Origin of the sequence: Eudoraea sp., from assembly GCF_049665975.1 — a bacterium.
GTDB lineage: Bacteria > Bacteroidota > Bacteroidia > Flavobacteriales > Flavobacteriaceae > Eudoraea.
Genome location: NZ_JBATGR010000207.1, coordinates 24,815 through 47,685, shown reverse-complemented (window position 1 = coordinate 47,685; position 22,871 = coordinate 24,815). Strand labels below are relative to the sequence as shown.

At 36.1% G+C, this 22,871-nt stretch carries 23 protein-coding genes; 14 read left to right on the top strand and 9 right to left on the bottom strand.

Annotation, left to right across the window (positions count from 1 at the left end; translation table 11 throughout):
* Positions 1 to 4: 4 nt before the first annotated feature.
* Positions 5 to 370: a 6-phosphogluconate dehydrogenase gene (locus WBN20_RS07770; RefSeq protein WP_424274597.1), complete on the top strand. Its 366-nt coding sequence runs from the start codon at positions 5 to 7 to the stop codon at positions 368 to 370.
* A 50-nt stretch (positions 371 to 420) separates the two neighbouring features.
* Here WBN20_RS07770 and pgl read toward each other — a convergent pair whose 3' ends face one another.
* Positions 421 to 1,137, bottom strand: coding sequence for a 6-phosphogluconolactonase (gene pgl / locus WBN20_RS07765; protein WP_424281280.1), 717 nt, complete (start codon positions 1,135 to 1,137; stop codon positions 421 to 423).
* A 6-nt stretch (positions 1,138 to 1,143) separates the two neighbouring features.
* Entirely contained in the window at positions 1,144 to 2,676 is a 1,533-nt protein-coding gene (gene zwf, locus WBN20_RS07760) for a glucose-6-phosphate dehydrogenase (RefSeq protein ID WP_424281279.1), read from the bottom strand.
* 180 nt (positions 2,677 to 2,856) lie between these two features.
* On the opposite strand from zwf, the gene gndA reads away from it, so the two are divergent.
* Both gndA and WBN20_RS07750 read left to right on the top strand, forming a co-directional pair.
* Positions 2,857 to 4,266 carry an NADP-dependent phosphogluconate dehydrogenase gene (gndA, locus tag WBN20_RS07755; RefSeq protein ID WP_424281278.1) on the top strand — a complete coding sequence of 470 codons (1,410 nt, stop codon included), beginning with the start codon at positions 2,857 to 2,859 and terminating at the stop codon, positions 4,264 to 4,266.
* Between the two features lie 177 nt (positions 4,267 to 4,443).
* Complete coding sequence (locus tag WBN20_RS07750; protein WP_424281277.1) at positions 4,444 to 5,478, top strand: phosphotriesterase; 1,035 nt, start codon at positions 4,444 to 4,446, stop codon at positions 5,476 to 5,478.
* A 41-nt stretch (positions 5,479 to 5,519) separates the two neighbouring features.
* On the opposite strand, the gene carB is transcribed toward WBN20_RS07750, so the two are convergent.
* Entirely contained in the window at positions 5,520 to 8,372 is a 2,853-nt protein-coding gene (gene carB, locus WBN20_RS07745; RefSeq protein WP_424281276.1) for a carbamoyl-phosphate synthase large subunit, read from the bottom strand.
* Positions 8,373 to 8,465: 93 nt separating this feature from the next.
* Positions 8,466 to 8,624 (bottom strand): 50S ribosomal protein L34, encoded by a 159-nt coding sequence (rpmH, locus tag WBN20_RS07740; RefSeq protein WP_297702715.1) that lies wholly within the window; start codon positions 8,622 to 8,624, stop codon positions 8,466 to 8,468.
* A gap of 138 nt (positions 8,625 to 8,762) precedes the next feature.
* Between rpmH and WBN20_RS07735 the strand changes: the two genes are divergently transcribed.
* On the top strand, positions 8,763 to 9,647 hold the full coding sequence (locus WBN20_RS07735) for a DUF6263 family protein (protein ID WP_424281275.1): 885 nt from the start codon (positions 8,763 to 8,765) through the stop codon (positions 9,645 to 9,647).
* A gap of 2 nt (positions 9,648 to 9,649) precedes the next feature.
* On the top strand, positions 9,650 to 10,165 hold the full coding sequence (locus WBN20_RS07730; protein ID WP_424273498.1) for a DUF2892 domain-containing protein: 516 nt from the start codon (positions 9,650 to 9,652) through the stop codon (positions 10,163 to 10,165).
* Between the two features lie 4 nt (positions 10,166 to 10,169).
* On the opposite strand, the gene WBN20_RS07725 is transcribed toward WBN20_RS07730, so the two are convergent.
* Together WBN20_RS07725 and WBN20_RS07720 are read right to left on the bottom strand one after the other, a co-directional pair.
* On the bottom strand, positions 10,170 to 11,126 hold the full coding sequence (locus WBN20_RS07725) for a lytic transglycosylase domain-containing protein (protein ID WP_424281274.1): 957 nt from the start codon (positions 11,124 to 11,126) through the stop codon (positions 10,170 to 10,172).
* Between the two features lie 45 nt (positions 11,127 to 11,171).
* Complete coding sequence (locus tag WBN20_RS07720) at positions 11,172 to 11,834, bottom strand: alpha/beta fold hydrolase (RefSeq protein ID WP_424273496.1); 663 nt, start codon at positions 11,832 to 11,834, stop codon at positions 11,172 to 11,174.
* Positions 11,835 to 12,009: 175 nt separating this feature from the next.
* Between WBN20_RS07720 and WBN20_RS07715 the strand changes: the two genes are divergently transcribed.
* Positions 12,010 to 12,303: a GNAT family N-acetyltransferase gene (locus WBN20_RS07715; RefSeq protein ID WP_348138190.1), complete on the top strand. Its 294-nt coding sequence runs from the start codon at positions 12,010 to 12,012 to the stop codon at positions 12,301 to 12,303.
* A 30-nt stretch (positions 12,304 to 12,333) separates the two neighbouring features.
* Here the strand turns inward: WBN20_RS07715 and mtaB are convergent, their stop codons facing one another.
* The 3 genes from mtaB to WBN20_RS07700 all read right to left on the bottom strand — a co-directional run bounded on the left by mtaB (position 12,334) and on the right by WBN20_RS07700 (position 15,367).
* A complete protein-coding gene (gene mtaB, locus WBN20_RS07710) occupies positions 12,334 to 13,662 on the bottom strand; it encodes a tRNA (N(6)-L-threonylcarbamoyladenosine(37)-C(2))-methylthiotransferase MtaB (RefSeq protein ID WP_424281273.1) in 1,329 nt (442 codons plus the stop codon).
* Positions 13,663 to 13,800: 138 nt separating this feature from the next.
* Complete coding sequence (locus WBN20_RS07705) at positions 13,801 to 14,976, bottom strand: GlmU family protein (protein ID WP_424281272.1); 1,176 nt, start codon at positions 14,974 to 14,976, stop codon at positions 13,801 to 13,803.
* 82 nt (positions 14,977 to 15,058) lie between these two features.
* Positions 15,059 to 15,367: a type B 50S ribosomal protein L31 gene (locus WBN20_RS07700; protein ID WP_424271483.1), complete on the bottom strand. Its 309-nt coding sequence runs from the start codon at positions 15,365 to 15,367 to the stop codon at positions 15,059 to 15,061.
* A gap of 168 nt (positions 15,368 to 15,535) precedes the next feature.
* Here WBN20_RS07700 and WBN20_RS07695 point away from each other — a divergent pair, with 168 nt between their 5' ends.
* From WBN20_RS07695 to WBN20_RS07660, 8 genes are all read left to right on the top strand, one after another.
* The gene (locus WBN20_RS07695) at positions 15,536 to 16,054 is read left to right on the top strand and encodes a DUF4199 domain-containing protein (protein WP_424281271.1); all 519 of its coding nucleotides are present in this window, start codon (positions 15,536 to 15,538) and stop codon (positions 16,052 to 16,054) included.
* 44 nt (positions 16,055 to 16,098) lie between these two features.
* The gene (locus WBN20_RS07690; protein ID WP_424275163.1) at positions 16,099 to 17,055 is read left to right on the top strand and encodes a glycosyltransferase family 2 protein; all 957 of its coding nucleotides are present in this window, start codon (positions 16,099 to 16,101) and stop codon (positions 17,053 to 17,055) included.
* A gap of 49 nt (positions 17,056 to 17,104) precedes the next feature.
* Entirely contained in the window at positions 17,105 to 18,814 is a 1,710-nt protein-coding gene (locus tag WBN20_RS07685; protein ID WP_424281270.1) for a phospho-sugar mutase, read from the top strand.
* Positions 18,814 to 20,643, top strand: a complete 1,830-nt coding sequence (locus WBN20_RS07680; protein ID WP_424281269.1) for an ABC transporter ATP-binding protein — start codon at positions 18,814 to 18,816, stop codon at positions 20,641 to 20,643. The genes WBN20_RS07685 and WBN20_RS07680 overlap by 1 nt, the downstream gene beginning before the upstream one ends.
* 60 nt (positions 20,644 to 20,703) lie before the next feature.
* On the top strand, positions 20,704 to 21,246 hold the full coding sequence (locus WBN20_RS07675; protein WP_424272432.1) for an RNA polymerase sigma factor: 543 nt from the start codon (positions 20,704 to 20,706) through the stop codon (positions 21,244 to 21,246).
* A gap of 117 nt (positions 21,247 to 21,363) precedes the next feature.
* A complete protein-coding gene (locus WBN20_RS07670) occupies positions 21,364 to 21,876 on the top strand; it encodes a hypothetical protein (protein ID WP_424281268.1) in 513 nt (170 codons plus the stop codon).
* On the top strand, positions 21,869 to 22,321 hold the full coding sequence (locus WBN20_RS07665) for a hypothetical protein (protein WP_424275167.1): 453 nt from the start codon (positions 21,869 to 21,871) through the stop codon (positions 22,319 to 22,321). The genes WBN20_RS07670 and WBN20_RS07665 overlap by 8 nt, the downstream gene beginning before the upstream one ends.
* Positions 22,322 to 22,497: 176 nt before the next feature.
* Entirely contained in the window at positions 22,498 to 22,845 is a 348-nt protein-coding gene (locus WBN20_RS07660) for a DUF6515 family protein (RefSeq protein WP_424272435.1), read from the top strand.
* Positions 22,846 to 22,871 lie beyond the last annotated feature (26 nt).

Here is a 22,871-nt window from a genome sequence, read left to right as displayed (position 1 = left end):
ATACATGAAAAAAACTTTATTCATTGTGGTTACCATTATAATTTTGGCTTTTGCCTCTTTCTTTGCTTTTGTTTATTATGTGCCCTACAGTGAAGGTGTCCGATCTGGAGAGCTAATAAAAATTAGTCATAAAGGCGTTGTTATGAAAACATGGGAAGGCGAATTAAGCCAGGGTATTTCAGGTGCACAAATATTTAAGTTTTCGGTGTCCGGTAAAAAGAAAGATGTAATTGATAAGCTGAAAGAATATCAGGGCGCCTACGTTAAATTGAATTACGAGGAACGTTATACTACATTCTCATGGTGGGGTGATACCAAATACTTCATTACCGAGGTCCAACTTGAAAAATCACCACATTTTAATAACTGATTTCTTAAAAAAGACCTGTTTTTGGCCTCAGCAGAATTTAAAAATAAACTTCATGCAATTAATTTTGCTGCGGCTGCATCTAAAAACCAGTTTAACTTACCTGAGTTGGGTTTAACAAGAGAAGCAGGATAGGTATTATAGTTTCCCTTCCTCTTAATAATCTCTAATACTTTTTCCGCCTTATTAGCACCTGTTACTAAAAACGCTACCTCTTTAGCACTATTTATAATACTGCCGGTTAACGTAACTCGTTTCTGTCCCGTTAAAGGATGTTCTGCTACCTCACAGTACGCTTTAGAATTCCATAAGTGCATCTGGTTAGGAAAAATAGAGGCGGTATGTCCATCATCTCCAAGGCCAAGAACAACAAGATCAAATTGTGGCTGCATTCCAACCTTAGGAAGGTTTTTTTCTAAAAGATCTGCATATCTTTTGGCTTCTACCACTGGTTCATTCTCCCCCTTAATTCGATATATGTTGCCTGGAGGAAGTTCTATTTTTGAAAATAAATACTCATTGGTCATCTTGTAGTTGCTTTCCTTATCATCAGGCGGAACGCAGCGTTCATCACCCCAATAGAACTGAACTTTGGACCAATCTATCTCGTTTTTGAAATGTTTTGCCAGTTCTTTAAAAACTTCCTTTGGAGTACTCCCGCCTGACAAGGCAATATGTGAAATATTATTTTTGGCGATAAGATTACTAAGGTATTCTGAAAATAATCTCGCTGTTTGCTTTTTTGATTCCGTTATATTGAATTCCATCATTTGAGCTTAACATATTACACAGAAGCCAGGGTCATCTGCAAGGTTTTCCCCCGGATTTCGCCAGCTGTAAAGACCTTCAAAAAGTTCGTCGGCATTTTGAGGACCCCAGACTCCCGAGGAATAACCATAGGTTTTAACATCAGTTCCGTTCTTCCAGTATTCTAAAATTGGATCCACAAACTCCCAAGCAGCTTCTACTTCATCTGCCCGTGCATATAAAGTCGGATCTCCCTGCATTGCATCTAACAAGAGTCTTTCATAAGCACTCATTACGTTTGTCTCCGCCAGGCCGGAATAGTAAAATTCAAGATTCGCTCGCTCTACCTTAAAACCCTGCCCCGGAACTTTTACTCCGAATTTTATCAAAATACCTTCATCCGGCTGTATGCGTATAATCAACTTATTGTCTTTGTCAATAATACCTGATTCACTAAAAATATGATGATGAGGCGATTTAAAATGTATCACTACTTCGGTAACTTTTGTAGGCATTCTTTTTGCAGTTCTTACATAAAAAGGCACGTCTTTCCATCGCCAGTTATCGATGAAAAATTTTAATGCCGCATAGGTTTCTGTGGTAGATTCAGGATCCACTCCTTCTTCTTCTCGATAGCCAGGCACCTTTTCACCCATTATATCCGAAGCCAAATATTGGCCTTTAATAGTGTTTTTAAAGAGTGTTTCCTCATCTCTCATAATCCTCAGAGACTTCAGGGCTTTTACTTTCTCATTCCTTATTTCTTCGGCTTTATCAGCAATAGGCGGCTCCATCACTACCAATGAGATAATTTGCAAAAGGTGATTCTGGAACATATCCCGTAATGCACCCGATTTATCATAGTAACCACCTCTCTTTTCTACTCCCACCGTTTCCGCATTAGTTATCTCCACATGATGAATGTAATTTCTGTTCCACAAAGGTTCAAATATGCTGTTTGCAAATCTAGTTATCAAAAGGTTTTGTACTGTTTCTTTTCCCAGGTAATGATCAATCCTGTAAATCTGGGGTTCACTAAAATATTTTTGCAGTCCTGTATTTAAATTCTTAGCGGTTTCGTAACTGTAACCAAAGGGTTTTTCTACGATAATCCTTTTCCAGCCCTGTGTCTCATCCGCCAATTCCTGTTCTGCAAGATTCATAGCAATGGTCTCATAAATATTTGGAGGAGTCGAGAGATAGAACATAAAATTGTTCTCCGTACCATGTTTTTCGTTAAGTGAGGAGATTCTTTCTTTTAATCCGTTGTAGTCTGAATTGTAATTCTCTCCAATAGTCGTATAAAATATTTTATCGGCAAAGGCCTTTATATAGGCTTCGTCATGTCCATTAAGCATTTCCTTTAAATACTTGCTTTTGGTAACAACTTTCTCTCTGAATTCCTGATCACTTAAAACACTTCTGCTGGTTCCCAAAACGACAAAGTTTTCGGCCAGATGGTTTCCTTTATATAGGTCAAACAATGCCGGGATAAGCTTTCTGGAAGTTAGATCGCCTGAAGCACCAAAAATTATCAGCATTTGATTTTCTACTTTACTCATAGACAGTTTAGTTAATTATTTAGTTTTATACTTTGAGAGAAAATACATATAGACCTTAAATTCGATATTTTAAATTATTTTTGAATCTCGCCTTTGGCTAAGATAAAATTTATTTACTTCTCCATAAGAAGAAAATTAAGGTGTCCATCCTAAGTCGAATAAACATTTAAAACCATACTTATGGAAAATACTGCATATGATTTTGGATTGGTGGGCCTTGGGGTTATGGGTCGCAATTTTATTTTAAATGTCGCGGACCATGACTATAAAGCATTTGGTTATGACCTTGATCCTGAAAAGGTGAGTGCATTAATAGAAGAAGGAGGAGATAAAGCCAGGGTAAATGCGTCTGGTGATATTAGTGTTTTTGTTAATGCCCTCTCGTTACCTCGCAAAATTATGTTACTGGTGCCTGCAGGAAAGATTGTCGATTCTGTGATTGAAAGTTTGCTTCCCTATTTATCACCAGATGATATTATAATTGACGGCGGGAATTCTTTTTTTACAGATACAGACAGAAGAGAAGCATATTTACAGTCCAAAGGAATTCATTTTGTTGGTGCAGGTGTTTCCGGTGGTGCTGAAGGGGCAAGAAAGGGGCCTAGCATTATGCCAGGCGGCTCCAGGGAAGCATACAAGGAAGTACAGCCTATTTTTGAAGCAGTAGCGGCTAAATTCAATAATGAGCCCTGTGTGGCTTATATGGGTCCGAAATCTGCGGGGAATTATGTGAAAATGGTGCACAATGGAATAGAATATGGATTAATGCAATTAACCTCAGAATTTTACGATCTTTTACAAAAAGGAGGACAGCTAAACAATAATGAATTACATAAAGTCTATACCGAATGGAATAAAGGATACTTGCAGTCTTTTTTGGTGGAGATAAGTGCAAAAATATTTGAGAAGAAAGATGATTTAGGTCAAGGTCAATTAGTAGATAAAATTTTAGATAAAGCGAAGCAAAAAGGAACGGGTAAATGGACGTCTCAAAATGCAATGGATATTGGAATTCCGATTCCCACAATAGATATTGCAGTTAGCATGCGTGAGATCTCTGCCTTAAAACAAGAAAGAGTATTAGCGTCAAAAAAGTATGATCGAGGGACAATCGAACTGGAAAAAAAGCAAATACTTATTAAAAAAGCGGAAAAAGCGATGTTTTTTGCGTTTATAATCACGTATGCGCAAGGTATGCATCAATTAAGGGCAGCTTCCAGTGAATATGGGTATGAACTTAGACTGGCAAGTATAGCCAGAATTTGGAGGGCGGGATGTATTATCAGAGCGGCTCTGCTCGAAGATATTGCCCAAGTATTTGAGAAAGACAAAGATTTGGCAAATCTACTTTTAGCGCCTTTATTTGTAGAAAAAATAAAGGATTCTGTAGGAGCAGCAAGAGAACTAGTGACTTATGCAGCAGAGAATGGTATTCCAATGCCTGGGCTTTTTAATTCCCTAAGTTATTTTGATGCCTATACCTCTGAACGATTACCTTTAAATCTTATTCAGGCTCAGCGAGATTATTTCGGGTCGCACACTTATGAACGAACTGACAGAGAAGGTATTTTCCATACCGATTGGAGCTAATTTTTATACTCAGCACCTCTATAATAGAAACAGGGAATTGATATTAAGAGAAAAACCCATTCTATAATTTAAGGAAATCAATACCATTAAACAGCACAACCTTAGCTATTTAATTGAAAAAATATAATAATAGCAGTCTTAATATCTTATGATAACTTAGTCACTTTTATCTCTTACATGAAACTTAAACTAATAAAAATCCTTACCGCATATATATTCTTTCTGGTAGTCTGGGGTGGAATAGCCCAAAACAAGCCTGGATACATTCAGGATATTAAGGGAAAGCATGCCGTAAAACCAGGGGAAATTTGGTTATCACATGAACATATATTGGTAGATTTTATTGGGGCAGATAAAATTATTTCCAGTTCCTGGAATAAGGATGATGTTTCAAAACAGCTGCTCCCTTTTCTGTTAGAACTTCAGGACTTTAATGTGAAATACTTTGTTGATGCCACCCCAAAATACCTGGGCAGGGATGTTCACCTCTTACAGGAACTTGCAGACAAGACCGGTATGAGAATAATTACTAATACGGGGCTTTATGGGGCTCAGAATAACAAATTTATCCCGGACATTGCCAGGAGAAATACAGCTGAAGAATTAGCGCAGCAATGGTTGGAGGAATTTGAAGAAGGAATTGATGGCACCACCGTAAAACCTGGATTTATAAAAATAAGCGTAGACAATACCGATTCCCTAAGTCCCATGCATGAAAAGTTAGTTACAGCCGCTGCCCTATGTCACTTAAAAAGCGGTTTAACAATTGCCTCACATACAGGAAAGGCTCTTGCGCTTTGGCCACAATTGGAGATTTTATCTGAACAGGGGGTATCACCAAAAGCTTTTATTTGGGTCCATGCACAAGCTGAAGAAGAAGAAACAAACCTTCAAAAAGCAGCAAAAACAGGTTGTTGGATAAGCCTGGATGGTTTAGCCTGGGAGATGGACAAGCATATTGAAAAACTACTATATGCGAAAAGAAATGGTTTTTTAGATCAAATTTTGATATCACACGATGCCGGATGGTATGACCCGCAGAAAAAATCGCAAAACATTCAACCCTATACAACAATCTTCAAAACACTGCTCCCACTCCTAAGGTCCAAAGGGTTTACCGAGGATGAAATCAATCTTCTAATTTCAGTTAATCCTTCTAAGGCTTATGCCATTCATAAAAGAAGCATAGGTGCAAAACGGGAAAATCCATAAATATCTAATTTATTGACATTTCGGAATACAGTTCATAACACTTATTTGCTCAAATACATCTTTCGTTTAGAATACAATTCATAGAACTGATCATCTTTCAAATTATCTATAAACAAGATACTTTCACCGGTGCTTTTCATTTCAGGCCCGAGGTTTTTATTCACATTGGGAAATTTGTTAAATGAAAAAACAGGTTGTTTTATTGCAAAACCTTCCAATTTGGGATTAAAAGTAAAATCGCTTATCTTCTTTTCGCCAAGCATAACCTTGGTCGCATAATTAACATAGGGCTCTCCGTATGCCTTGGAAATAAATGGAACAGTCCGGGATGCTCTGGGATTAGCCTCTATGATATATACCAAATCATCCTTTATTGCGAACTGAATATTGATTAATCCAACTGTATTCAAGGCAAGAGCGATTTTTTTGGTATGATCCTTAATTTGTTGCATCACAAATTCCCCGAGGTTAAACGGTGGCAGGGTGGCATTAGAGTCTCCTGAATGTATGCCACAGGGTTCAATATGCTCCATTATTCCAATTATATATACCTCCTTGCCATCACATATAGCATCGGCTTCAGCTTCTATAGCTCCATCCAAATAATGATCCAGTAAAAGTTTATTATTGGGTATTTTTCGCAGAAGATCTACAACATGTTCTTCCAGTTCTTCCTTATTGATTACTATTTTCATTCCCTGTCCACCCAGGACATAGGAAGGTCTTACCAGTAGAGGGAAATCAAGTACATCTGCCAATTCCAGTGCCTCTTCCGCGCTTTCTGCAACTCCAAATTCTGGATAAGGAATATTATTAGCCTGCAATAATTTTGAAAAGCTTCCTCTGTCTTCGGCAAGGTCTAAAGACTCGAAACTGGTTCCTATAATTTTAATCCCGTATTTATCTAATTTTTCTGCTAATTTAAGAGCGGTTTGGCCTCCTAATTGAACAATTACACCTTCGGGATCTTCATGTCTTATAATATCATAGATATGTTCCCAGAATACTGGTTCAAAATATAATTTATCTGCCGTATCGAAGTCTGTAGATACAGTTTCCGGGTTACAATTAATCATGATAGTTTCATAACCGCATTCAGCGGCTGCAAGTACACCATGCACACAGCAATAATCAAATTCAATCCCCTGCCCTATTCTGTTGGGTCCTGAACCAAGTACAACAATCTTCTTTCGATCGGTAACAATACTGTCATTAGCCACAAACCGCTCTCCCTCAGGGGTTTCAATTTCCTCTTCAAAAGTAGAGTAATAATAGGGGGTCATAGCCTTAAATTCAGCAGCACAAGTATCTACCAATTTGTAAACCCGGTTAATCTTTAGTGCTACTCTTTTCGTATGCACTTCACTCTCATAGCAATCGAGCATATGGGCTATTTGTCTATCGGCAAATCCTTTCTGTTTACCTTCGAGCAGCAATTCCCTAGGCAGACTTTCAATAGTATATTTGGATATTTCCTTTTCCAGCAGATGCAATTCTTCATATTGTTTCAAAAACCACATATCAATTTTTGTGATTTCATGTATTCTGCTAAGAGGAATCCCCAGTTGTATTGCATCATAAATTACAAAAACCCTGTCCCAGCTGGGAACAGTAAGCTTACTTATAATCTGGTCATAATTTTTATATCCTTTCCCGTCCGCTCCCAAGCCATTACGCTTAATTTCAAGAGATTGAGTAGCTTTGTGCAAGGCTTCCTGAAAAGAACGTCCTATTCCCATGACTTCTCCAACCGACTTCATCTGAAGACCCAGAGTTCTGTCTGACCCTTCGAACTTATCAAAATTCCACCGAGGTATTTTAACAATCACATAATCAAGTGTTGGCTCAAACAATGCCGAGGTAGATTTGGTTATCTGATTTTCCAATTCGTCCAAAGAGTAACCAATAGCTAATTTCGCGGCAACCTTGGCAATAGGATACCCTGTAGCCTTTGAAGCAAGGGCAGATGATCTGGATACCCTTGGGTTGATTTCAATGGCAATAATATCTTCTTTTTCATCCGGACTCACCGCAAACTGTACATTGCATCCTCCGGCAAAATCGCCAATACTTCTCATCATGTGTATTGCCATATCGCGCATTCTTTGATAAGTGCTGTCGGATAAAGTCATGGCGGGCGCCACCGTAATAGAGTCTCCTGTATGGATACCCATTGGGTCCATATTTTCAATGGCACAAATAATGACTACATTATCATTTTTATCGCGGAGCAATTCAAGTTCATACTCCTTCCATCCCATAAGTGCCTTGTCTATCATTACCTCATGTATAGGCGATATTTCAAGTCCGCGGCTCAAAAGTTCATCAAAATCTTCTGCTTTATATACAATTGATGCACCGGCTCCTCCTAATGTATATGAGGCTCTAATAACCAGGGGAAATCCAAATTCCTGCGCAATCTCCTTTCCCTCAAGAAAAGATGTAGCAGTAGATTGCGGTGCCATTCCAATACCTATTTTAAGCATTAGTTCACGGAATTTCTCGCGATCCTCAGTGATATTAATAGCATCTATATCAACACCAATAATTTCAATTCCAAAGTCATCCCAAATACCTTTGTCTCCAGCCTCAATACACAAATTTAAGGCAGTTTGTCCACCCATAGTTGGCAAGACCGCATCAATAGTCGGATGCTGTTTTAATATGTGAAGAATAGACTTGGTGGTTAGTGGTAGAAGGTAAATATGATCTGCCATAGAAGGATCTGTCATAATAGTAGCGGGATTACTATTTATCAGGACGGTCTCTATACCATCTTCTCTTAAGGATCGCAAAGCTTGTGAACCAGCATAATCAAATTCACATGCCTGTCCTATTATTATAGGTCCGGAACCTATTATTAGTATTGATTTTAAATCTTTACGTTTTGGCATTTCTTTATTATTTAGCTTTTTTATTAATTATTGGATAAAAAAAAGGTGCTACTTTTAAAAAGTAACACCTAATTATTTTAAAGAATTCAATCATTATTTTTTATGTCTCGGCTCTGAAGATACACTAAGTTTTTTTCTTCCTTTAGCTCTTCTTCTCGAGAGAACTTTACGTCCGCTTACTGAAGCCATGCGCTCCCTAAATCCATGTTTATTTCTTCTCTTGCGCTTGGATGGCTGATATGTTCTTTTCATTACTGCTTTTTTTACTTTGGCTTCCCAAAATCTGGGCGCAAATATACGAAGAGTTTTTGCTTTGGCAAATGGAATTAAAAAAATATTTCGGATAGTTTTAGTACTTTTGCGGGAACTTCAAAATTCTTGCATTAAAAGTTGAAAAAGTTATCATATATCCTGGTTTATCTACTCATTAATACAACGTTACTTGGGCAATCAACAATACAGTACGACCTATCACTGGGTGATGTTTTTACGATTAAGCAGGACGCAAATCAAATAATAACCCAGGAAATAGACGGAGCTAGCCATGAAATCACCAATACACTCATGGGAATATTGGAATTTAGAGTTAAGGGAAATACCAATAATACCTATGCTATAGATGTCATGTTTAAAGATCTGAACTTAAAAATGATATCAAGTATTCAAGGAGAATTGATGAACGTACACGCTAAAGATTTTGAACAAGATGATGCGCAATCTAAAATCTTTAATAGTCTTTTAGATGTTCCTATACAAATCATTTTAGCTCGATCGGGCGATATTTTAGATGTAAGCGGAGGTGATAGCCTTGTAGCAAAAATGGCTGATGCATCTGGTTTGGAAGATGAATTTTCATTAAACATGATGACAAAATCTCTGGAAAAGGAATTTGGCTCAGAAGCGCTTTCCAATAGTTACAAACAACTGACATACCTATACCCTGAAACTCCAATTGAGGTAGGTGATAGCTGGAAAAATGAATATACAGGTAAACTCAAGGCTCATAACACATGGACCCTAAATGAAATTACCGAAGCTTGTGCTAAAATAGAGGGAAAAGCCCTGGTGGTAATGGATGTTGTTGAGGCTTCTTCAACAATGAAACTAGAAGGTATACAGAACTCATCTGTAATTACCGATATCACAACTGGTTTTGTTAAAAAAATGACGGTTCATGGATTAGCTGAAGGGTATACAACTATGGCCCAGATGGGTGATCAGGAAATTCCAACAATTATAAAATCCACAATTATTTACGAATTAATAGAAAATTAAATATGTTCAACAAGAATATTAAACTGGTTATTGCCGGTCTTATCATCATATATGCTGTCTACCAATTCATAGAAGGCAATATTGGAAACGGTATTTTTTTGATTTTACTTTCTTCAATTTTTGTATTTCTTTATTTCAGAAATGAATTTATACTTCTGGCTTTCCTTAGGATGCGTAAACAAGATATGGAAGGAACAGAAAAATGGTTGCAGAAAATAAAAAACCCTGAATCTTCTCTTACCAAAAAACAGCAAGGTTATTACAATTACTTGTACGGTATTATCTTTTCCCAAAAGAATCTTACCCAGGCGGAAAAATATTTTAGGAAGGCACTAAAATTGGGTTTAAATATGGACTATGATGTTGCCATGGCTAAACTTAGTCTGGCTGGTATAGCCATGCAAAAAAGGCGAAAAAGAGAAGCCACAACACTCCTTCAGGAAGCCAAAAAACTTGATAAGAACAACATGCTAACGGATCAGATAAAAATGATGCAGCAGCAAATGAAGAAGATATAAAGACTTACTTTGATACTTTGTAATACCCCTTATTAGGAATTTCTAAAGTGTATGTTTTACCTGAAGCATTGTTTAGATGAGGTTCCCTTAACCATGGGTTATGCCGTTTAAGGATTTTGTAGTTGATTTCATACTCCTGAGCAAAATCTGCAAAATTTTGCACCGGTTCTTCTACAACAACATTAAATGTTGGTACTGCATTATAAAGGTCATCACTTTCAATATCAAAACCGTATTTTTCGGGATTGCTTAGTATTTCCTTAATGGCCAGTATCCGAAAAACATAGCGGCCTGTTTCCTCTCCTAATAGTAAATCATAATAATCATTCGCCTTTTGTATGCCCATATATTTATTTATAGAGCCCGGACCGGCATTATAAGCAGCTGCAGCAAGGGTCCAGCTACCATATTTTTCTTTGTATTTCTGCAAGTATCTACATGCCACCTCAGTAGACTTTTCAAGGTGGTAACGCTCATCAACATTAGCATTTATTTCCAGACCATATTCACGGCCAGTGGCTTTCATTATTTGCCAAAATCCTGTAGCTCCGGCATGGGATACCACATTTTGCAAACCACTTTCGGCTACTGCCAAATATTTGAAATCATCTGGTATGCCATTTTTAGAAAGTATAGGTTCAATTACAGGAAAATATTTGTGGGCGCGTTTCATTAACAGTAAAGCATTTGACTGCCAGTAGGTGTTTACCAAAAATTCCCTGTCTACACGTTCCATTATTTCAGGGTCTTCCTGGGGGACTGTTTCTTTAGCAAAATTTAAATCGGATGGAATTTCAATAGCTGAAATTCGATATTCATTAGAAACATTTTTGTCCATTATTTCTATATCATTCCCCTGATATTCATCACCAAAATTATCTCCTTGCTGAACAGCAAAGATTAAGGTGCTAATTACAAAAGCAACCCCTAAAATCATAAGTATATTCTTAATTAATCTCATAATAAATAATTTAGCTACCTATCAAAGGTATAAAATACAACTCCGTTATTCCAAAATAATTGTGGGCAATCGTTCATTAAACCATTTATATCTATGAATAATCATGGTATGGGTTCCATTATGAACCACATGGCAATTCTTTATATATTGAATAGGAAAAACCGCATCATTATCGCCATGAATATGAATTAAATTCGGATCGTAACTGCTTTGATCCCAATGAACTATCTTGTCTATACACCAATCAATATAGTATTTATCACGCACTGCCAGGTATTCTTCATATAATTCCAGCCGTTTTGTAACCATCTCCCCAAAGGCGTATTTAACTAAAAGCTCAACATTATTTATTAAACCGGTTGGAAGTAATTTGTGTATTTTGGTGTACTTAGCAAATAGTAGCCGTTTAGGTAATTCTGATTTTTGTTTGATGCTCGAAATGATAATTACTTTTTCTACTTCTATAAGCTTTGACATTTCCTGTACAAGCATTCCTCCCAATGATACGCCTATAAGTACCGGTCTTTCATGCCCTATTTGACTACACATTGCAGCTGCATAGGCTTCAAAAGTAATTCCGTATTCGGGAACAAACCACTCCAATAAGTGTACTTCAAATCTGTCCTTTGGCAAATCAATGTTTTTAAAAATAGCAGAACTTGCGGCCATTCCCGGCATGAAATAAACTGGAATTTTAGTATTGTTCATTTAATCTAAACTATTGATTTTACTAGGAAATTAGCAATATTTTTCTTAATTTTGTGCGCTGATTAATAAATTACCACTGCCAGTTGGGGTATTAAACATTAGCCGACAATATAGATAATTACGATTAATGCAAGATCGTAATTTTTTTATCTGAAACCATTTTAAATCATACTATATGAATGAAGTAGCAATTAAGGATAATAGTTTCTTACGTCAATTTGAAACTAAGGTTGATGGTCATCTTGCCAAGATTGAATACTCTTCGCAGGAAAGAAAAGTTTTTCTTACTAAATTGGTTATTCCTGAGGAAATATCTCAAGAAGGGTTTAAAGAAGAATTTATTAAATCTGTTTTGAATCATATACAGGAACAAAACCTCAGAGTGGTTCCAACAAGTCCTCAAATTGCAGGTTTTTTACGAAAAAACAGACAATATAAGGAAATGCTCCCGGTAGGTATCCGGATTTGAAAATTACAAACCTCCTTTTAGGAGGTTTTTTTATGCCCATGCTTCATTTAGCGCAAAATTTATTTGAACCAATCCGTCTTCATAGATATCAGCAAGGGTTACTTCGTGTAAAGTATTTACTAATTCCGGATTCCAGGGTGTTTTTACTTTTATATAATTATCGGTAAACCCATGGATATAACCTTCCTTATTCTCACTTTCAAACAATACAGTTCTTTTATGGCCAAGTTGGCTCTCATAAAATGACCTTCTTTTTTTAACAGACAGGCCCCGTAACATTTTACTTCGCTTACTCCTGACATTTTTTGGTACTACTTCAGACATAGTTGCAGCCACAGTACCATCTCGTTCTGAATATGTAAAAACATGCAAATAGGAGATTTCTAACTCGTTTAAAAAATTATATGTTTCCAAAAAGTGTTTATCCGTTTCACCGGGAAATCCCACAATAACGTCTACACCAATGCACGAATGAGGCATCACATTCCTGATCCTTTTTACCCTATCCACATAAAGATCTGTGAGATAACGCCTTTTCATTAATTTAAGAAGTTCATCACTCCCACTCTGCAAAGGGATGTGAAAATGAGGGACGAAAGTATTACTGCGAGCAACAAAATCGATGGTTTCATTTTTCAGTAGGTTAGGTTCTATAGAAGATATTCGTAATCTGTGAACACCTTCAACCTTATCCAAAGCTTTTACAAGATCAAAAAAAGTATGCTCGTGCTTTTTATTTCCAAATTCTCCTTTGCCATAATCCCCAATATTAACCCCGGTAAGTACGATCTCCTTTATGCCTTGTTCTGATATCTCCCTTGCATTTTTCAATACGTTTGAAAGGGTATCGCTTCTAGAAATACCCCTGGCCATAGGGATAGTACAATAGGTACATTTATAATCGCAACCATCCTGGACTTTTAAAAAAGCACGGGTTCTATCGCCAATGGCATAGCTGTCTACATAGAAATCTACCTCTTCAATTTCACAGGAATGAACTACACCAAAATCATTCTTAGAAAGATCATTGATATAGTCTAATATTTTAAACTTTTCTGAAGCACCCAAAACCAGATCCACACCATGAATATCTGCCAGGTCTTGCGGTTTTAATTGGGCATAACAACCAATGGCTGCAACAAAAGCTTCGGGATTTGTCTTTTGTGCCTGTCTTACAATCGTTTTAAAACGTTTATCCGCATTCTCGGTTACCGAACAGGTATTTATAACGTACATATCTGCACGATCCGAGAAATCTACACGATCGTATCCTTTATTCTCAAAACTCCTGGCAATGGTCGAAGTTTCAGAAAAGTTTAGCTTACAGCCTAGGGTATAAAATGCTACTCTCTTCTTCATTAAATATTATGATACAAAATTAGAGATGGCAAAGATATCAAAATTTAGCGCAAAACATTTAAACTATAGCCGTTTGGAAAACACCTGAAGCCTTTTATTGCGCATATTGGTCTCTTTGAATACATAAGGTTTTATCAGTTAGTAATTCCGGTATTTCTTTGTCAATTCAAAAACTTCATTAAGGATAGCGGCCTCTTGTTCATCAAAAACAACCCCTCTTCTTGCCATCATAACTTCCGCAGCTTCAAATGCTTTGTTCGGAAGATATGTTGTAAACCCCGAAGCCCCACCCCAACTAAAGCTGGGTATAAAATTTCTTGGAAATCCCGGCACGTAGATATTTGCGTTTACCCCAATCACGGTTCCTGTATTAAACATTGTATTAATAGCGGTCTTGCTGTGATCACCCATCATAAGGCCACAAAATTGAAGCCCCGTATGTTCAAATCGCTCAGTGTCGTAATTCCACAAACGCACTTTGGCATAATTATTTTTCAAATTTGAATTATTGGAATCCGCACCAATGTTACACCACTCTCCTAACACGGAGTTTCCTAAATAACCATCATGTCCTTTGCTCGAATATCCAAAAATTACCGAATTATTTATTTCTCCACATACTTTGCCATAGGGACCAATTGTCGTTGGTCCATAAATCTTAGCCCCCATTTTCACAACTGCCTTTTCACACAGTGCAAATCCTCCGCGAATTAGGTTTCCTTCCATAATTTCGGAATCCTTTCCCATGTAAATAGGGCCATTACTGGCATTCAAAATACTGTATTCCACTTTGGCACCTTCCTCAAGAAAAATATGCTCAGCATTAATTAAATGATTGGTAGAAGATACTGGAGCACTTTTCCTTCCCTTTGTAATCATATTAAAGTCCTGCTGTAAGGCATTCCCATTTTTAGAAAAAATATCCCAGGTATTTATAACTCTAAGTAAGTCCCCCTCAAAATTTATTCTATTAAAATCGGAAAAATCAACTTCTTGTTCGGCATCCTCTGTGAAATAAGCAATTACAAGATCTTCTTTAAAAACCGCTTCATTTTTTTTTAAATTAAATATAACAGAGACGAGTTCTTCGGTTGGACAAAAAGAGGCGTTAATTAAAATATTAGCAGGGCCATTAATTAACGGATACTTTTTAGCAAGATATTCTTCTGTCTTTGTGCTTGTAGTTGTATTGAGGTATTTCTCCCATTTTTCCCTAATTGTAAGAATACCGATTCTAATATCTGCAACAGGTCTGGTAAAAGTAAAAGGTAATAAGGAATTCCTGACCTCGCCATCAAAGAGAATATAATTCATCTATTTAAATTTTAAATAAAAGTAAAAAAATAACGCCCCCGATAGTGATCGGAGGCGCATCTTTATCTGAAATTTTAAAAGTCTACTTTTCTTCAACATCAGGCTTAGTTTCCTTAGCTTCCGTAGCAGCGGGCTTTGCCTCCTTTTTAAACTTTTTATATTTGCTCTTAAATTTATCAATTCTACCTGCCGTATCTACCAACTTAGCCTTACCTGTATAGAAAGGGTGTGAGGTTCTTGAGATTTCTAATTTAACCAAGGGGTATTCTACACCCTCAACTTCTAAAGTCTCTTTTGTATCTGCTGTAGATTTGGTAATAAACACATCATCATTAGACATGTCCTTAAATGCTACCAATCTGTAATTATCCGGATGTATACCTTTTCTCATTTTATATTCTTTTAAACTTCTGAATTTTCAGCCTGCAAATTTAATTAATTTTCTCAGAAACAACAATTTTAATTTCCCAAAAAAGAAAACTCAAAATATTGTATATTTAAATGTAACAAAAATCAAACAAAAACAACTAACTAACTAAAACAACAAAATCTTTTAAAAATGGAAGAAAATCAACCTAAAACCGGAAAGTTTTCATTGAATTACGGATTAATCCTGGGAGTAATCTTATTAGTATTTAGCATTATGTTATATAGCATGGATGCTCATTATTCACAAGACCCCAGTAATACAGTAATAACCATATTAATTATGGTTGGCGTCATTATTTGGGGTATTTTCAACTTTAGAAAAGCCAATCAAGGATTTTTAACCTTAAGTGAGGCCTTAAAACTAGGAGCCGGAATAGGCTTAGTTGCTGCAATTATAACAGTTATTTATACCTTGTTTTTATCTAATGTACTCGATCCGGATTTTGCAGTAAAAATTGCAGAAACCACAAAAGCAGCAAGTGAAGCGGGTGGTCAGTTGTCCGATGCACAAATACAACAACAGTATGATGGTACAATTAATTATTTCTGGATTACTTATCCTTTCATTTTAATCTTTTATATCATAGCTGGTTTAATTATCGGACTTATAGGAGGTTTGATCCTGAAAAAAGCAAAACCGGATTATTAATTATTAAAAATTGTACTTTTGGCAGGAATTTCCCTTAGAACTCAATGAATCTATCCATAGTTATTCCTTTACTTAACGAAGAAGAGTCTTTAGAAGAACTCCATGATTGGATTGCCGGTGTTATGCAATCCAATCATTTTTTATACGAAATTCTCTTTATTGACGATGGCAGTTCAGACCAATCATGGAAAGTAATTGAACGGTTAGTGGAAAAGAATGAAAACGTAAGAGGCATACGCTTTCATAAGAATTTTGGAAAATCACAGGCACTTCATTCGGGGTTTAAAGTGGCACAAGGTGATGTAATTATTACAATGGATGCAGATTTACAGGATAATCCAGAGGAAATACCAGGACTTTATAACCTAATTACAAAGGAAGGATTTGATCTGGTTTCAGGCTGGAAGAAAAAAAGATATGATTCCCTGCTCTCGAAGAATATTCCTTCAAAACTTTTTAATTGGGCTGCAAGAATTACCTCCAATGTCCAATTACATGATTTTAATTGTGGGCTGAAGGCTTTCAGAAATGATGTTGTTAAAAATATTGAAGTCTCGGGAGAAATGCATCGATATATACCTGTTCTGGCTAAAAATGCAGGCTATTCCCATATAGGTGAAAAAGTTGTAAAACATCAGGCCCGTAAATATGGTAAAACAAAGTTTGGAGCAGAGCGTTTTATTAACGGATTATTAGATTTAATTACTATCTGGTTCGTTTCCAAGTTTGGTAAACGTCCAATGCACTTATTTGGGGCGCTAGGTGTTCTGATGTTTATTATTGGTTTTGGTTTTGCCCTTTATCTTGGAATTGACAAACTTTTTATTAATCCCTTTGGGCGATTACTGTCTGAAAGACCACAATTTTACGTTTCACTTACTTCAATGATTATTGGAACACAATTTTTTCTTGCCGGGTTTCTCGGAGAAATAATGGTTAGGTCGAGAGTAAATGTTCAACGCTATACCATTTCTGAAGAATTAAATCTTTCAAGGCCTTAAAACAGATATTCTTTGTAATTTTAAATTTTCAATCGAAAATTCCATACAAATGGACGACATTCTTTCCAATGCCAAAGCATGGCAAACCGATTTTTTTGATCCCTCGGTCAGAAAAGAAATTCAGAATCTTATAGCCAATGATCCCGAAGATCTAAAGGACAGATTTTATAAAAATATGGAATTTGGTACCGGAGGTATGAGGGGTATCATGGGAGTTGGCACCAATAGAATAAACAAATATACTTTAGGCAAAAGTACTCAGGGACTTAGCAATTATCTGAAAAGCGTTTATGCCGGTGAAGATTTAAAAGTAGTAATTGCTTATGACTGCAGACATAACAGTGATACCCTGGCAAGGACAGTGGCCGATGTTTTTTCGGCGAACGGAATAAAAGTATTTCTTTTCTCCCAATTGCGTACAACTCCGGAACTTTCCTTTGCTGTCAGATATTTGGGCTGCAATGCCGGAATAGTTTTGACGGCATCACATAATCCGCCCGAATACAACGGATATAAGGTTTATTGGACAGATGGCGGACAAATTGTGCCTCCGCAGGATAATGAAATCATTGAAGAAATAAATAGGCTGAAGTACGAAGAAATTAATTTTAATGCCAATTCTAGCCTGATTGAATTAATAGACAGCGAAGTTGATGAGGCTTTTATACAAGCATCTGTGAAAAATGGAAGCTTTGGTGCAAAAGAAAAGGACAATTTTAAAATTGTCTTTACATCTCTGCATGGCACTTCAATTACAGTTATTCCCGAAGTGCTGAAACGAGCTGGCTACAACAATGTGACAATAATAGAAGAACAGGCGGTACCAGACGGCAATTTTCCTACGGTTAAATCGCCCAATCCAGAGGAACCTGAAGCACTCACCCTGGCAATGAAAAAGGCAGAAGAAATTGGAGCCGATATGGTTGTAGGAACAGATCCGGATAGCGATAGACTAGGAATAGCGGTCCGAAATCTTGAAGGGAAAATGGAATTGCTGAATGGAAATCAAACCATGCTTTTAATGACCAAATTTCTATTGGATCAGAGAGCAAAGCAAGGATTTACCGGAAATGAGTTTATCGCTACAACCATAGTATCTACCCCTATGATGGATGAAATGGCCAAAAGCTATGGGGTGGAGTGCAAAACATCTTTAACAGGATTTAAATGGATTGCGAAGATGATCAAAGATTTTCCCGAACAATATTTTATAGGTGGTGGTGAAGAAAGCTTTGGTTACATGGTTGGCGATTTTGTTAGAGATAAGGACGCGGTTACAGCTACCTTACTGGCCTGCGAAATAGCTGCGGATGCAAAAGCAAATGGCAGCTCGTTTTATAAACAGCTAATTGATTGTTATGTTAATTATGGTTTCTATAAAGAAAAGTTGATTTCAATAACCAAAAAAGGCATGAGCGGTGCGGAAGAGATAAACCAAATGATGATTGACTTTAAAGAGAATCCGGTAAAATCAATTGGAGGTGCAAATGTGGTTATCGTTGATGACTATAATACTTCTACTTCTAAGAACCTCGCTACCGGTGAAGTAAAACAAATTGACATCCCAAAATCTAACGTCTTAATCTATACTACCGAAGATGGTACCAGAATGGCAGCCAGGCCCAGTGGTACAGAACCAAAAATTAAATTTTATTTTAGCATTAATACCAATTTGGATTCCGCGGAAAACTTTAAAAAAGTTGATACGGAATTGGATACACGTATCGAAAGGATCCTCACAGAACTGAAGCTTCATTAATGGAATATTTTAAAAAAATCCTGCGTTTTGCCCTCCCGTATCGCAGGTACGGATTCTTAAATATTTTTTTTAATATTCTTTATGCGCTTTTTAGTGCGCTTTCTTTTGCCGCACTGATTCCTATGCTGGATGTGCTTTTCAATAAAACCAAAAAAGTGTATCAGGCACCTGTATATAGTGGTTTTGGAAATTTAAAAGACTATCTTCAAGAGTATATAAATTATAAGGTAACTGATTATTCGGGTGAAGATGAAATGAAGGGCTTGGTTTTGGTCATTGGTTTGGTACTGATACTCTTTCTCCTAAAGAATTTATTTAATTATATGGCCATGTATTTTATTACATTTTTAAGGAATGGAGTTCTTAAAGATGTAAGAAACAGGATGTATCAAAAAATTGTAGACCTTCCCCTATCCTATTATTCTGAGAAAAGAAAAGGCGATGTAATAGCGCGAATTTCATCTGATGTTCTTGAAATTCAATATTCATTTCTATCTATCCTTGAGTTAATCGTTAGAGAACCGCTTACCATACTTTTCACAATAAGCATCATGTTTTTAATAAGCGTTAAACTTACACTCTTTGTCTTTATTTTTATTCCAATTGCAGGAATGATAATTTCAAGAATTGGAAAATCTCTTAAAAAGAATTCAGATAAGGTACAAAAAGAACAGGGTGAATTCCTGTCTATAATTGAAGAAACTTTAGGCGGACTTAGGGTTATTAAAGCATTTAACGCAGAATCTAAATTTTATGGTACATTCAAAAATTCTACAGAACGTTTTTTTAAATTCTCTAATACATTACTTAACCGACAAAATCTCGCATCCCCTACCGGAGAATTTTTAGGCATACTTGTTATTGGTGTTCTGCTTTGGTTTGGAGGAAAAATGGTACTTATAGATAAAACTCTGGGCGCTTCAGAGTTTATAGCCTATATGGGATTGGCCTATAACATACTTACTCCGGCCAAGCAAATCAGCAAAGCCTTATATGGGATCAAAAAAGGCAATTCCGCTGCCGAAAGAATTTTAGAAATTTTAGAAACAAAAAACCCAATTGCTGAAAAGAAAGATGCTATTGTAAAAACTGATTTTAATACCGGGATAACAATAGAAAACATTGCTTTTAAATATGACAATGAATATGTTCTTAATAATTTCAATCTTTATGTTACAAAAGGAAGTACAGTTGCTTTAGTAGGCCAGTCAGGTAGCGGTAAAAGTACAATTGCAAATCTGGTTACCAGGTTTTATGATATCAATGAAGGTGAAATAAAAATTGATAATACCAATATTAAGGACCTCACTAAAAAATCACTGAGAGATCCTATAGGGCTGGTGACACAAGACTCTATTCTTTTCAATGATACGGTAAAGAATAATATAGGACTGGGAAAGGAGAATGCCAGTATTGAAGAAATTAAGGCTGCTGCCAAAATTGCCAACGCTCACGACTTTATAATGGAATTACCACAGGGCTATGACACAAATATCGGAGATAGCGGTAATAAACTTAGTGGCGGACAAAAACAACGTCTCTCTATCGCAAGAGCAGTTTTAAAGAACCCTCCGATTATGATTATGGATGAAGCAACTTCTGCACTGGACACTGAAAGCGAAAGGCTGGTGCAAGATGCACTCGAAAAAATGATGCGCAACCGCACATCTATTGTTATTGCTCACAGATTGTCCACTATACAAAATGCGGATACCATTATTGTGTTACAGAAAGGTAAAATTGTAGAACAAGGGTCCCATAATGAACTGCTAAAATCAAGTGGTGTATATAAAAATTTGGTAGATATGCAGACACTGGGTGTAATCTAAATTTAAAATGTAATTAAACCTTTTAAATTCAACGCAGTCTTAATTAAATAAGTATTTGCTTTGATCGCCGAAGAAACCTTAATAGAACAATTAAAACAGAAAGATACCCAGGCTAGTGCCTTTGAGGTGCTTATAAACACTTACAAAGAACGACTTTACTGGCATATCAGGCGAATTGTACTCGATCATGACGACACAGATGATGTATTGCAAAACACATTTATAAAGGTCTTTAGAAATATTGATAACTTTAAAGGAGATAGCAAGTTATATTCCTGGATGTACAGAATTGCTACTAATGAAGCCCTTACCTTTATCAAGGTAAAGTCTAAAAAATTAGGTGTTAGCAATGATGAACTACAGGAAAGATTGGCGGATAATTTACAGGCAGATGTATACTTTGAAGGTGATGAAATACAATTGAAGTTGCAAAAGGCAATCGCACTATTGCCGGAAAAACAAAAATTGGTTTTTAATATGAAATATTTTGAAGAACTAAAATACGGGGAAATATCGGAGATATTAGAAACCTCTGTAGGTGGCTTAAAAGCTTCCTATCATTTAGCGGTGAAAAAAATTGAAGCCAGTTTAAAAGAAGAATAAAAGAAGTAATGCTTATTTAATATATTTAGGTTTAAAGTATATAAAGAATTTAAAAGTAAAATGATTACGACCGGGCAATATTAAACCTTTTATGACATTAAGAGTCAAACTATAAGGATGGGTAAAAAAATAAAAAATAGTGGATTTAAAACCCCAGAGGGTTACTTTGAAGGTTTTACGGATGATCTTTTGAATAAAATGTCAAAAGAGACTTCAAGTCTTCCTAACAAGGATGGATTTAAAGTTCCGGAAGGCTATTTTGATAATCTGAATAAAAAGGTCTTAGAGAAGATAACTGAGAAGGAATCAAAAGTAATAAGACTCAATTCCTATAAGAAATATTTATATGTAGCAGCCTCTGTAGCCGCAATTCTGATATTAGTTTTAAGTATTCAACAGAAGGGTAAAAGTAGTTTTACTTTTGATGATCTGGCCAGAACGGACATTGAAAATTACATTGAAGAAAACGAACTGGGATTTAGTAGTTACGAACTGGCGGAAGTGCTGCTTACAGAAGAATTTGAGGTAAATGATATTCTTAATGGTGAACTGGATGATGAAAATATCATCGATTACCTTGAGGATAACATTGACGATTTTGATGAATTAAATTTGGAGATCGATGAATAATTTCGGTAAAATATTGGTGTTTATAATGCTGTTTTTAACAGTTGTTAGTGTGTCGGGACAAGGCAGGCCCGGAATGGATAAAATTAAATCCCTGAAGGTTGCCTTTATAACAGAAAGGGTAGATCTTAGTAGTAAGGAGGCCGCAATGTTTTGGCCCGTTTACAATGAGCATGAGAAAGCAATGGCTCAAATTCGCAGAAAGGAACGCGTAGAAATTAGGAGTAAAATGGTCGATTTTGAGAATTTAAGCGAAGCAGAAGCAAATAAACTCTTAGATCAACTTATTGAGCTGGAGAAGGAGAAACAAGAGCTTAATATTTTATTCCTGTCAAATATTCGTGAAGTTATTTCACCAAAGAAAACCTTTCTTTTAATTAAAGCCGAAGAAGATTTTAAGAAACGATTGTTGAAACAAATTCAGCAAAGGCGACAAGGAGGGAGATAAATTATCAGATCCTTTCGAATTATAGAGGAAACCTTTTGGTTTCCTTTATTTGTTTGTAAAATCAATAATAGAACACTTGTATTCCACTAATCCATATTCAATAAAAAACATAAATCTTAATTAAACCTTTACTTTAATTGATAGTCTTAGCTTTATAATCAATAAAAAAAGAAGTTATGAAAAGTTTAAAACTATTAGTAATCATTATTTTATTAGTTGGTGCAACTTCAGCTGTAACTGCTCAGCGCACCGTTAAAGTATATCCCAGACATGGTAGCGTAGTTACAACATTATATCAACCAAGACTTGTCGTACATAAAGGAGTGAATTTTCACTTTTCCAATGGTATCTGGTATAAAGCGAGAGGAAGAAAATATGTGGTCTGTGCAGCACCTGTTGGAATTAAAGTGAGAAAACTTCCATTAGGAAATAAAGTAGTTGTTCATAGGGGTAGGAAGTATTATACCTATAATGGAGTTTTTTATAAGAAAAAGGGGCGTAACTATATAGTAGTGAATGTATAGTTAGCTTGGTTTTGATTTGGTTACCA

Bases quoted from the DNA above. Each gene is read 5' to 3' on its own strand.
- WBN20_RS07690 (WP_424275163.1), top strand. From the start codon at position 16,099: ATGAATCTATCCATAGTTATTCCTTTACTTAACGAAGAAGAGTCTTTA.
- WBN20_RS07680 (WP_424281269.1), top strand. From the start codon at position 18,814: ATGGAATATTTTAAAAAAATCCTGCGTTTTGCCCTCCCGTATCGCAGG.
- WBN20_RS07750 (WP_424281277.1), top strand. From the start codon at position 4,444: ATGAAACTTAAACTAATAAAAATCCTTACCGCATATATATTCTTTCTG.
- mtaB (WP_424281273.1), bottom strand. From the start codon at position 13,662: ATGAAGAAGAGAGTAGCATTTTATACCCTAGGCTGTAAGCTAAACTTT.
- WBN20_RS07770 (WP_424274597.1), top strand. From the start codon at position 5: ATGAAAAAAACTTTATTCATTGTGGTTACCATTATAATTTTGGCTTTT.
- rpmH (WP_297702715.1), bottom strand. From the start codon at position 8,624: ATGAAAAGAACATATCAGCCATCCAAGCGCAAGAGAAGAAATAAACAT.
- carB (WP_424281276.1), bottom strand. From the start codon at position 8,372: ATGCCAAAACGTAAAGATTTAAAATCAATACTAATAATAGGTTCCGGA.
- WBN20_RS07660 (WP_424272435.1), top strand. From the start codon at position 22,498: ATGAAAAGTTTAAAACTATTAGTAATCATTATTTTATTAGTTGGTGCA.
- WBN20_RS07730 (WP_424273498.1), top strand. From the start codon at position 9,650: ATGTTCAACAAGAATATTAAACTGGTTATTGCCGGTCTTATCATCATA.
- WBN20_RS07725 (WP_424281274.1), bottom strand. From the start codon at position 11,126: ATGAGATTAATTAAGAATATACTTATGATTTTAGGGGTTGCTTTTGTA.
- WBN20_RS07695 (WP_424281271.1), top strand. From the start codon at position 15,536: ATGGAAGAAAATCAACCTAAAACCGGAAAGTTTTCATTGAATTACGGA.
- zwf (WP_424281279.1), bottom strand. From the start codon at position 2,676: ATGAGTAAAGTAGAAAATCAAATGCTGATAATTTTTGGTGCTTCAGGC.
- WBN20_RS07670 (WP_424281268.1), top strand. From the start codon at position 21,364: ATGGGTAAAAAAATAAAAAATAGTGGATTTAAAACCCCAGAGGGTTAC.
- WBN20_RS07700 (WP_424271483.1), bottom strand. From the start codon at position 15,367: ATGAGAAAAGGTATACATCCGGATAATTACAGATTGGTAGCATTTAAG.
- WBN20_RS07715 (WP_348138190.1), top strand. From the start codon at position 12,010: ATGAATGAAGTAGCAATTAAGGATAATAGTTTCTTACGTCAATTTGAA.
- WBN20_RS07720 (WP_424273496.1), bottom strand. From the start codon at position 11,834: ATGAACAATACTAAAATTCCAGTTTATTTCATGCCGGGAATGGCCGCA.
- pgl (WP_424281280.1), bottom strand. From the start codon at position 1,137: ATGATGGAATTCAATATAACGGAATCAAAAAAGCAAACAGCGAGATTA.
- gndA (WP_424281278.1), top strand. From the start codon at position 2,857: ATGGAAAATACTGCATATGATTTTGGATTGGTGGGCCTTGGGGTTATG.
- WBN20_RS07705 (WP_424281272.1), bottom strand. From the start codon at position 14,976: ATGAATTATATTCTCTTTGATGGCGAGGTCAGGAATTCCTTATTACCT.
- WBN20_RS07685 (WP_424281270.1), top strand. From the start codon at position 17,105: ATGGACGACATTCTTTCCAATGCCAAAGCATGGCAAACCGATTTTTTT.
- WBN20_RS07665 (WP_424275167.1), top strand. From the start codon at position 21,869: ATGAATAATTTCGGTAAAATATTGGTGTTTATAATGCTGTTTTTAACA.